At 62.3% G+C, this 8,103-nt stretch carries 13 protein-coding genes; 8 read left to right on the forward strand and 5 right to left on the reverse strand.

Annotated elements, in window-relative coordinates:
• A partial coding sequence (locus EOC06_RS21740; RefSeq protein ID WP_128308754.1) for an LLM class flavin-dependent oxidoreductase occupies positions 1-552 on the reverse strand: 552 nt, incomplete at its 3' end.
• 300 nt (positions 553-852) lie between these two features.
• Here EOC06_RS21740 and EOC06_RS21745 point away from each other — a divergent pair.
• Positions 853-1,281, forward strand: coding sequence for a DUF6481 family protein (locus EOC06_RS21745; protein ID WP_023761392.1), 429 nt, complete (start codon positions 853-855; stop codon positions 1,279-1,281).
• A gap of 128 nt (positions 1,282-1,409) precedes the next feature.
• On the opposite strand, the gene sugE is transcribed toward EOC06_RS21745, so the two are convergent.
• Both sugE and EOC06_RS44880 read right to left on the reverse strand, forming a co-directional pair.
• On the reverse strand, positions 1,410-1,724 hold the full coding sequence (gene sugE / locus EOC06_RS21750) for a quaternary ammonium compound efflux SMR transporter SugE (protein WP_128308755.1): 315 nt from the start codon (positions 1,722-1,724) through the stop codon (positions 1,410-1,412).
• A gap of 207 nt (positions 1,725-1,931) precedes the next feature.
• The gene (locus EOC06_RS44880) at positions 1,932-2,057 is read right to left on the reverse strand and encodes a hypothetical protein (RefSeq protein WP_013528464.1); all 126 of its coding nucleotides are present in this window, start codon (positions 2,055-2,057) and stop codon (positions 1,932-1,934) included.
• Between the two features lie 210 nt (positions 2,058-2,267).
• On the opposite strand from EOC06_RS44880, the gene EOC06_RS21760 reads away from it, so the two are divergent.
• From EOC06_RS21760 to EOC06_RS21775, 3 genes are all read left to right on the forward strand, one after another.
• Positions 2,268-3,077 carry a transglutaminase family protein gene (locus EOC06_RS21760; RefSeq protein WP_027040094.1) on the forward strand — a complete coding sequence of 270 codons (810 nt, stop codon included), beginning with the start codon at positions 2,268-2,270 and terminating at the stop codon, positions 3,075-3,077.
• 127 nt (positions 3,078-3,204) lie between these two features.
• Positions 3,205-4,170 (forward strand): cation diffusion facilitator family transporter, encoded by a 966-nt coding sequence (locus EOC06_RS21765; RefSeq protein ID WP_128308756.1) that lies wholly within the window; start codon positions 3,205-3,207, stop codon positions 4,168-4,170.
• Between the two features lie 60 nt (positions 4,171-4,230).
• Positions 4,231-4,635: a GFA family protein gene (locus EOC06_RS21775; RefSeq protein ID WP_023810754.1), complete on the forward strand. Its 405-nt coding sequence runs from the start codon at positions 4,231-4,233 to the stop codon at positions 4,633-4,635.
• Positions 4,636-4,655: 20 nt separating this feature from the next.
• Here the strand turns inward: EOC06_RS21775 and EOC06_RS21780 are convergent, their stop codons facing one another.
• A complete protein-coding gene (locus tag EOC06_RS21780; protein WP_128308757.1) occupies positions 4,656-5,927 on the reverse strand; it encodes a DNA recombination protein RmuC in 1,272 nt (423 codons plus the stop codon).
• 103 nt (positions 5,928-6,030) lie between these two features.
• Here EOC06_RS21780 and def point away from each other — a divergent pair, with 103 nt between their 5' ends.
• Positions 6,031-6,561, forward strand: a complete 531-nt coding sequence (gene def / locus EOC06_RS21785) for a peptide deformylase (protein ID WP_128308758.1) — start codon at positions 6,031-6,033, stop codon at positions 6,559-6,561.
• Positions 6,562-6,564: 3 nt separating this feature from the next.
• Here the strand turns inward: def and EOC06_RS21790 are convergent, their stop codons facing one another.
• Positions 6,565-6,831: a hypothetical protein gene (locus EOC06_RS21790; RefSeq protein WP_128308759.1), complete on the reverse strand. Its 267-nt coding sequence runs from the start codon at positions 6,829-6,831 to the stop codon at positions 6,565-6,567.
• 152 nt (positions 6,832-6,983) lie between these two features.
• Between EOC06_RS21790 and EOC06_RS21795 the strand changes: the two genes are divergently transcribed.
• The 3 genes from EOC06_RS21795 to EOC06_RS43095 form a co-directional block, all read left to right on the forward strand.
• A complete protein-coding gene (locus tag EOC06_RS21795) occupies positions 6,984-7,271 on the forward strand; it encodes a plasmid stabilization protein (protein ID WP_127328141.1) in 288 nt (95 codons plus the stop codon).
• Positions 7,268-7,693 carry a type II toxin-antitoxin system VapC family toxin gene (locus EOC06_RS21800; protein WP_127383449.1) on the forward strand — a complete coding sequence of 142 codons (426 nt, stop codon included), beginning with the start codon at positions 7,268-7,270 and terminating at the stop codon, positions 7,691-7,693. The genes EOC06_RS21795 and EOC06_RS21800 overlap by 4 nt, the downstream gene beginning before the upstream one ends.
• Before the next feature lie 45 nt (positions 7,694-7,738).
• Positions 7,739-8,103, forward strand: a 365-nt coding sequence (locus tag EOC06_RS43095) for a methionyl-tRNA formyltransferase (protein ID WP_281062097.1), incomplete at its 3' end; no start/stop codon positions are given.

Raw genomic sequence — 8,103 nt, forward strand, 5'->3', positions numbered from 1 at the left:
AGACTGCGGCGTGCCGCCAATGGCGATCCAGACCGGTAGCCTGTCCTGGAACGGCCGGGGATAAACGCCGCGATCGTTGATCGGCGCGCGCAGATTGCCGGACCAGGTAACCTTCACGCTGTCGCGGATGGCAAGCAGCAGATCGAGCTTTTCGGCGAACAGTTCGTCATAGTCCTCGAGGTTGTAACCGAACAGCGGGAAGGATTCGATGAACGAGCCGCGCCCGGCCATGATCTCGGCGCGGCCGCCCGACAGAAGGTCGAGCGTGGCGAACTGCTGAAAAACGCGCACCGGGTCATCGGAAGACAGAACGGTGACGGCACTGGTCAGCTTGATGCGCTTCGAGCGCTCGGCGGCCGCGGCCAGGGCCACGACCGGTGCGGAGGCGGCATAGTCGGGCCGGTGATGCTCGCCGAGGCCGAAGACGTCGAGGCCGACCTGATCGGCCAACTCAACCTCCTCGATCAGGTTGCGCAGCCGCTCATGCGGGCCGATGGCGCCGGGGCCCGGCTGCGGGCTGACGTCGGCGAAGGTGTAGAGACCGAGTTCCATCTAATGTCATCCTGGTGTTGGAATTTGCCGCTAGACGTAGCCATCCGCCAACCTCGCCGCCAGAGGCGCGACGGTGAACAGTGCATGTCGTTTTCGGTTCAATCTCTTCGTCGCAATTCCCAAGGGAAAGCGCTGCGCGCTTTTCCCGGAAAACCGTTTCACACTTTCCCTGAAATTGCTCCAAAGGCGTCTCCCGAGTGCAACAGCCGACAATTTCATGGCTGCCATGCCGTTTTGGCGCTTGAACTCTCGGTTTTCGCGCGTATGTAAGCGTCGCGAATTGACTTCAGGGAAGTGGACTTGGCTATCTACAGGGAAAAAGACGTTTTCGAGCGGCGCAATGCCGCAAACGAGGCAAAGAAGGCGCTCCTCGAGCGCTTCAAGGCAAAGCCGGCGGCGGATGATCCTGCTGTGCTGGCACGGCAGGCTGAACGCAAGGCGATCCTTGCGGCCCGCGAAATCCGCGAGGCTGAAAAGGCTCGGCTGAAGCAGGAGAAGCTGGCACGCGAAGCGGTCGAGAAGGCCGAGCGCGAGGCAGCAGCCGAAGCGGCACGTATCGCCGCCGAGGAAGCTGCACAGGCTGAGGCCAAGATTCGGGAATCCGAAGAGAACGAGCGCATCGCCCGTTTTCTGGCCGACGAAGCCGAACGCAAGGCCAAGCGTGACGCGCGTTATGCGGCACGCAAGCAGCGCACCGGCAGGACGCCGCCGGGCTTCTCCGCCCGCTAGCCTCAGGATTACCGAAGCAGCCAGCTTCGACAATCAGGGTCGCCTCACAGCGGCCCTGAAGGTGTTTGTCCGTCGCCCAAATATTGGTCCCGGTTCTGAGAGGACGACATGCGCAAACCAAAAGACCGTCAGGCGGCGAACTTCAGCCCCATGATGCCGCAGACGATGAGCGCGATGCAGGCCAGCCTGATCGCGGTGGCTGGTTCGCCGAGCAGCCAGATGCCGAGCAGTGCCGTACCGACGGTGCCGATGCCGGTCCACACCGCATAGGCGGTGCCGACGGGCAGCGCCTTCAGCGCCAGGCCGAGCAGAGTGAGGCTGACGACCATAGAGGCAACGGTCAGCACGGTCGGCACCAGCTTCGAGAAGCCATCTGTGTATTTGAGGCCGATTGCCCAGCCGATCTCGAACAGGCCGGCGAAAAAGAGAAGAATCCGCGACATCGACAACGCTCCATCAGAGCATCGGACCGAAAAGCGATTTTCGGCGTCCGACGATCAGTCAAACAATGGCGGGTCGTCCCGTCCGGATTTTGGGGAAGCGCGAGGTCGTCCCCGCCATGCCAATATAGGAACTTCGAGCGCTCGATCAACAGCGGCCGGCAACAGTGTCGCCGGCCGTAACCCTTATTGCGAAGTGGATCGCCGGACCTACTTGTCCTTGAGCTTCATCGCCTTGACCGGCGGCGCCTTCAGCGCGGGAGCCGGAGCGGGCTTCTTGGCGTCCTTCTTCGGCTTGCGGGCTTCCTTGCCTGCCTTCATCGCACCTTTAGCCATGATTCGTTCCTCCTGATGTGGGACGCCAAGTGAAACAAGAGAACCGCCCGACCGCAAGGGGTTAGCGACCGTTGCCGGCGTCGCCGGATCGCTTTCAACCGGTTTCTAATTTGCTCGTAAACCATGACGGTCCGTGCGATGGTCATTTTCGCACTGCAGCATCGACCCGAGCTTCGCCGGGTGATCGTCAGGCAGGCCGTCAGGACGACAATGCGAATCCACATCGGCTGCGAGATGAGCTTCGACTTTCCGCAGGAAACGCCGCTCATCGCGATGCTGAATGTGCATTATTCGCGTGCCTCCGATCTCGAGCGGCCGGATTTCCTGATTTCCAACCCGCCGGTGCCGATCGAAAGCTATCGCGACAGTTTCGGCAATTGGTGCAACCGGTTCGTCGCGCCGCCCGGGCGTTTCACCTTCGGCACCGACGCGGTGATCCGCGATCCCGGCACTTTCGAGATGGGCGATCTGATGGCCTGGCAGCACGAGGTTCGCGACCTGCCGGCGGACACGCTGCTGTTCCTGCTGCCCAGCCGTTTTTGCGAAAGCGACCTTCTGGCTGATGAAGCGTGGCGGCTGTTCGGCAACACGCCGCTGGGCATTCCGCGCGTGCAGGCGGTCTGCGACTTCGTCCACAACCACATCGTCTTCAACTACGGCAATGCTCGGCCGACACGCACCGCCGCGGAAGCGTATCGCGAACAGAGCGGCGTGTGCCGAGACTACGCGCATCTCGCCGTCACCTTCTGCCGGGCGCTCAACATCCCAACGCGCTATTGCACCGGCTACATCAGCGACATCGGCATGCCGAAGCCGTGGGCGAGCATGGATTTCTGCGCCTGGATGGAAGTCTATCTCGGCGGCCGCTGGCATGTCTTCGACCCGCGCAACAATGCACCGCGCATCGGCCGCATCCTGATCGCCTCCGGCCGCGACGCCGCCGACGTGCCGCTGACCCATATATTCGGCCCGGGAACGCTTGCCGGCTTCAAGGTGTGGACCAGCGAGATCGTCGAGTAGTCGCCGTTTTCCATAGGCCGATCTCTCATGACCGCTGGCTTGGACGACCCGACATTCGCGCGGTGTGATGCCTGTGGAGCTTTAGCGGCCTGGCCGCTAGACTGCGCCTTGAATGGGAACAAATGCCATGGCCGGGCACGGCGGCTCAAAAAAGGTGATCTACGCGGCGCTCGCCGGCAATTTCGCCATCGCGCTGACCAAGTTCGCCGCCGCCGCCTTCACCGGCAGTTCGGCGATGCTGTCGGAGGGCGTGCATTCGCTGGTCGATACCGGCAATGGCGGCCTGCTGCTCTACGGCATGCACCGCGCCGCCCGCCCGGCCGATCGCACGCATCCGCTCGGTCACGGCCGCGAACTCTACTTCTGGAGCTTCATCGTCGCGCTCCTCGTCTTCGCGCTGGGCGCCGGCGTGTCGTTCTACGAAGGCGTGATCCATATGATGGCGCCGGAGCCGGTCGCCAACGCCGAGGTGACCTACATCGTGCTTGGCCTTTCCTTCCTGTTCGAAGGCAGTTCGTGGTGGGTGGCGCTGAAGGAGTTCCGCCAGCAGAAGGGCAAGCAGGGCTGGCTGCGGGCGGTGCAGTCGAGCAAGGATCCGAGCGTCTACACCGTGCTGTTCGAGGACAGTGCAGCACTTCTCGGCCTGATCGTCGCGTTCGTCGGCATCCTGGCGGCGGAAGTTCTGGAGATGCCGGAACTCGACGGCGCCGCCTCGATCGGCATTGGGCTGATCCTGGGCGCGACGGCGATCTTCTTGGCCCGCGAAAGCAAGGGACTGCTGATCGGCGAGCCGGCATCGCCCGAGGTGCAGATGAAGGTGCTGGCGATCGCCCAGCAGGATCCGGCGGTGCAGCGGGCGAACGGCGTCCTGACCGTCCATATGGGGCCGGCAGAGATCGTCGCCGGGCTCAGCATCGAGTTCGAGGACCATTTGACGGCGCCTGAGATCGAAGCTTGCGTCGAGCGCCTGGAGGCGCAGCTGAAGAAGGAAATGCCGGAGATCACGCGGCTGTTCGTCAAGCCACAGACGACAGGCACCTGGGAGCAGCGGCGCAAGCTGATCGAGACCGCATCCGATCCGGCTCTGGACTAGCGCCGCCATTGCCTCACGGTCTTGCCCCGCTAGGATTAAAGGGAGTTTGGAGGAGCGAAGATGAAAATCGACGGCGGCTGCCATTGTGGCGCCATCACCTACGAGGCGGAGGTCGACCCGGAGAACACCGGAATCTGCCACTGCACCGATTGCCAACAACTGACCGGAACGGCTTTTCGCGTGACCGTGGGCGCGCCGGAAGGCCACTACCGGATCACCAAGGGTGCGCCAAAGGTCTATATCAAGACAGGATCGAGCGGCGACAAGCGCGCGCAGGGCTTTTGCGGCGAGTGCGGCTCGCATCTCTACGCGACATCGGTTGGCGACGGGCCGAAGGTTTATGGCATCCGGGTCGGCACGGCGCGACAACGTGAACAGTTAGTCCCGAGACGGCAAAGCTGGCACCGCTCGGCGCTGCCCTGGTTGCCGGAATTCCCGGGTATGACGACCAAGGAAGAGCAGTAGCGCCGGTCCGGCGCCGCGCCTCAATCGTCGCCTTCGACGACCCTCAGCCTGAGCTGCCCGGTTTTCGAATCGGCAACGCGCGCGCCGGAATCGACCTTCGCGGCGGGAGCCCGTGACGCGGCGTCCGCGGCGGCATCGCCGTCGGGCTGCGCGCCGAATTCCAGTGCCTCGATCTTCTGGCCGCGCTTGGTGACCTTCGACGTCGAAACCAGGATGTCGTCGATGTCCTTGGCCGACTGACCGAAATGCACCTGCAGCTTGCGCACCCGCTCGTCGACGCGCGCGACATCCTCCATCAGCCGGATGACTTCGCCCTGAATCAGGTGCGCCTGTTCGCGCATGCGGGCATCCTTGAGGATCGCCTGGATGACCTGGATCGACAGCATCAGCAATGACGGCGAGACGATGACAATTCGGGCGCGGTGCGCCTTGTGGATGATCGCCTCGAAATTCTCGTGAATCTCGGCGAACACCGATTCCGAGGGCACGAACATGAAGGCGGTGTCCTGCGTCTCGCCCTGGATCAGGTATTTTTCCGAGATATCGCGGACATGGATCTCGATGTCGCGGCGGAAGGCCTGCGAGGCGGCCTTCTGCAGGTCGGCGCCGTCGGCGGCGCGGATGGCGTTCCAGGCTTCGAGCGGGAACTTGGCGTCGATGGCCAGCGACGGTGCGCCGTTCGGCATCTTCACCAGGCAGTCAGGACGGCTGCCGTTCGACAGCGTCGCCTGGAATTCATAGGCGCCGTGCGGCAGGCCGTCGGCGACAATCGCCTCCATGCGCGACTGGCCGAAGGCGCCGCGCGTCTGCTTATTGGAGAGGATCGCCTGCAGCTGCACCACCTGGCCGGCGAGCGACTGGATGTTGCCCTGCGCGACATCGATGATGGCCAGCCGCTCCTGCAATTTGGCCAGACTCTCATGCGTGGATTTGGTCTGCTCGGTCATGGTCTGGCCGAGCCGGCCGGTCATGGCGTCGAGGCGCTGGCCGATCGATTGCGTCAGCTCCGCCTGCCGTGCGCCGAACACTTCGGCGATGGCGCCCATACGACCCTGCATTTCGGCCTGGCTTTGCAGAATGCCGGCCATCCGCACTTCCGCATCGCGGGCATGATCGGCGGCTTCCGCGGCCGTGACGGCGCGCGCCTTCGCCGATCGCCACAGCGCAATGACCAGCGCCACGAACAGGGCCAGAAACAGCAAAGCGCCGAAGGCCAGCGCATGGCCGAGCGTGACGGTTGTGGCGCCAAGCCGGGCGACAGGTTCGGAAAGGATGGTGCTCAAATCATTCATGTGGACAGCATAAACGATTCGCGCTGCCGGCACAGATCAAAACGTGAACGAGCCTCCAGCCTACCGGTTGACGCTTTTCTCTGGAGGTCTTAGGTGGAACGCCATGTCGATCAAGCCGCTCATCATCCTTCCCGACCCCATCCTGCGCCAGGTTTCCATGCCCGTGGAGCGTGTCGACGCGCCTTTGCGCAGATTAGCCGACGACATGCTGGCGACCATGTATGACGCGCCGGGTATCGGGCTGGCGGCGATCCAGATCGGCGAACCGCTGCGCTTACTGGTGGTCGATCTGGCCAAGGAAGACGAGACGCCGGCGCCGCATTTCTTCATCAACCCGGAAATCCTGGAGAGCGCCGACGCGCGCTCGGTCTATGAGGAAGGCTGCCTGTCGATCCCGGATTATTACGCCGAGGTCGAACGCCCGGCCGCCGTGCGGGTCAAATATCTCGACCGCGACGGCAAATTGCAGGAGATGGAGGCCGAAGGCCTGATGGCGACCTGCCTGCAACACGAGATCGACCACCTCAATGGCGTCCTGTTCATCGACCACATCTCGAAGCTGAAGCGCGACATGGTGGTGAAGAAATTCAAGAAGCTCGCCAGGGACAAGGCGCCGGGCAAGCTGGCGGGATAGGGATCATTCGAGCACGCCACGCAAAACCCAATCCCTGCCAAGCTCGAACGCTTTTGCACCGATCTCTAACGCAAGCGCGCGAGATTCTGGCGAGATGATCAGCACCAGAGAGACAACCACGGCTAACACCATCATTAGCAGGGTGTTATAAATGGCGAAATTGCTCTCTCTTCGCCTCGACAATTCGCCTTTCTCGTATCGTTCTTCGACCGATTTGTATTCAGCTATTGGCTTCCTGCGTTTCCCAAAGGGATTTTGAGCGCGCTGCATATGAAGCTCCCAGGACAGATCCGCGAAGCATACGCCTGAACAGTTGGTGTAGACTTAATGGACCGTTTTGAGTGGCTGGGTGAAGGGGCGGAACTCTTGTTGATCAATGACTCCGGGGGTGATATCAGTGATATCAAATCTTGGAGGCATCCATGGGCGATATGTTGATCAGAGATATTCCCGAACCCTTGAAGCGCGAAATCGAACACGCGGCGCGCAAGGGCGGCCAAAGTCTGTCGGGCAAGGCGATCGATCTCTTGCGTAAAGGCATGGTCGCGGAGAAAGAAGCCAAACCGGAGCCGGGACTTTCCGCGTGGGATGCCATTCGTTCGGCGTTCGCTGCTGAAAATGCAATAGGCGATGAATTTTCCGAGATAATGGACCAAATCGAAGCGGACGGAAAACGCGACTTCGGCCATCCAGTTGAGGATTTCGAGTGATCATCCTCGATACCAATGTTGTTTCCGAAGCCAGCAAACCGGCGCCCGACTTGAATGTCTCCGCCTGGTTCCGCAAACAGGATCTTCTCGCACTCTACATGTGTGGGCCAGTCATCATGGAGCAGTCTTTCGGGGCCGAACGGTTTTTGAACAAGACGGGATCAGACCGTTATATTCGCGTGCTCGATCAGCTGATTTCGCAGCAGTTCGCCGGCCGTATCGTGGAATTTTCCGGTTCGATCCCCCGACTTGCCGGCAAGCTGCGGGCGACGCGGGAAAGAATTGGCCGTCCGATCAGTCTTTCCGACGCCATGATTGCCGCGATCTGCCTCGCCCATGATGCGACGCTTGCCACGCGCAACGTTCGCGACTTCGACGAGCTTGACCTGAAGCGCGTAAACCCGTTTGAAGCGGACGCCTGAGCCGGCACACGGTGCGAGCAAGAAGACAGGATACCAGAAGAAAAAATGCCCCTTCGCGTCATCTTCATGGGCACGCCGGAGTTTTCGGTGCCGACTTTGCGCGCGATCGCCGAGGCTGGCCATGAGATATCGGCCGTCTATACCCAGCCGCCGCGCGCCGCAGGACGACGCGGGCTGGAGCTGACGCCGTCGCCGGTGCAGCGCGAGGCGGAGCGGCTGGGCATTGAAGTCCGGGCGCCGGTTTCGCTCAAGGGCGAGGCCGAGCAGGCCGCTTTCCGTGCCTTGCAGGCCGATGTCGCCGTGGTCGTCGCCTATGGCTTGCTGCTGCCGAAGGCGGTTCTCGAGGCGACCCGGCTCGGCTGCATCAACGGCCATGCGTCGCTTCTGCCGCGCTGGCGCGGTGCCGCGCC

Source organism: Mesorhizobium sp. M7A.F.Ca.MR.362.00.0.0, assembly GCF_004023175.1.
Taxonomy (GTDB): Bacteria; Pseudomonadota; Alphaproteobacteria; order Rhizobiales; family Rhizobiaceae; genus Mesorhizobium.

Coding starts and splice junctions, on each gene's coding strand:
- EOC06_RS21760 (WP_027040094.1), top strand. CDS start 2,268: ATGCGAATCCACATCGGCTGCGAGATGAGCTTCGACTTTCCGCAGGAA.
- EOC06_RS44880 (WP_013528464.1), bottom strand. CDS start 2,057: ATGGCTAAAGGTGCGATGAAGGCAGGCAAGGAAGCCCGCAAGCCGAAG.
- sugE (WP_128308755.1), bottom strand. CDS start 1,724: ATGTCGCGGATTCTTCTCTTTTTCGCCGGCCTGTTCGAGATCGGCTGG.
- EOC06_RS21790 (WP_128308759.1), bottom strand. CDS start 6,831: ATGCAGCGCGCTCAAAATCCCTTTGGGAAACGCAGGAAGCCAATAGCT.
- EOC06_RS21795 (WP_127328141.1), top strand. CDS start 6,984: ATGGGCGATATGTTGATCAGAGATATTCCCGAACCCTTGAAGCGCGAA.
- EOC06_RS21765 (WP_128308756.1), top strand. CDS start 3,205: ATGGCCGGGCACGGCGGCTCAAAAAAGGTGATCTACGCGGCGCTCGCC.
- def (WP_128308758.1), top strand. CDS start 6,031: ATGTCGATCAAGCCGCTCATCATCCTTCCCGACCCCATCCTGCGCCAG.
- EOC06_RS21780 (WP_128308757.1), bottom strand. CDS start 5,927: ATGAATGATTTGAGCACCATCCTTTCCGAACCTGTCGCCCGGCTTGGC.
- EOC06_RS21775 (WP_023810754.1), top strand. CDS start 4,231: ATGAAAATCGACGGCGGCTGCCATTGTGGCGCCATCACCTACGAGGCG.